The sequence below is a fragment of the Hymenobacter agri genome (assembly GCF_054778495.1).
In genome coordinates, this window is the sequence record NZ_BAAGZM010001048.1 from 1 (window position 1) to 948 (window position 948).

The window sequence follows — 948 nt, forward strand, 5'->3', positions numbered from 1 at the left end:
GGGTCGCGCTGCGGCTGGTCGACTTTGCGCTGCTGGTGCTGCACCGCCGGGCCCTGCTGCGCGCCGAGGCCAGCCCCACGCGGCTTGATAGCCAGTTTCTGCCCTTCGCCAAGGATTTGCTGAAGGTGCTGTTTATCATCATTGCCATTCTGGTGGCGTTGGGGCAGGTGTTCGGGGTGAACGTGACGGCCCTCATCGGCGGCCTGGGCATTGGCGGGCTGGCCGTAGCCTTCGCGGCCAAGGAAAGCCTCGAAAACCTCATTGCCTCGTTCACCATCTTCCTCGACCAGCCCTTCGGCGTGGGCGACCTCGTGACGGCCGGCGACGTGAGCGGTACCGTGGAGAAAATCGGTTTCCGAAGCACCCGCCTGCGTACCGCCGAGAAAAGCTACGTGACCGTGCCCAACAAAAGCATGATTGACAAGCCCTTGGATAACCTTTCGCTGCGCACCTCGCGCCGGGTTGGCTTCACGCTCATCTTCGACCAGAAAACCACCAGCGCGCAGCTCCACGCCATCATTGCCGGGGCGGTGGCGGGCATCAAAGCCCACCCGCTCGTGACGCAGGACGTGCAAATGAAATTCAGCGCCCTCACTCCCGCCGGCAAGGAAGTCACGGTGCAGTATTTCGTCGAAACCACCAGCTACGACGAATACCTGAACGTGAAGGAAGACCTCAACTACTGCATTGTGGAAGTGGTGGAGCGCGAAGGCGGCAGCCTGGCCGGCACGCCGCTGCAGGTAGCCACCCCCGCCAAAGCGTAGGCCGCGATAGCACGCAGGCTAACACCAATAAAAAAAGCCCTGCCAGAGCTGGCAGGGCTTTTTTTATTGGTAATTGATGGGTCGTGAGCAGTGAACGGACCGACTAGCGTCGGCCGCCGAAGATGCCGCCCAGCAGCGAGCCCATGCCGCCGCTCAGCAGGCCACCCAGGCCCGAGCCACCGGC

Annotated in this window: 1 protein-coding gene; it reads left to right on the forward strand. The window is 62.7% G+C overall.

The window, feature by feature from the left end:
* Positions 1 to 764 (forward strand): mechanosensitive ion channel family protein (locus ACYVDE_RS24365; protein ID WP_460504106.1); only part of this gene is annotated, 764 nt, incomplete at its 5' end.
* Positions 765 to 948 lie beyond the last annotated feature (184 nt).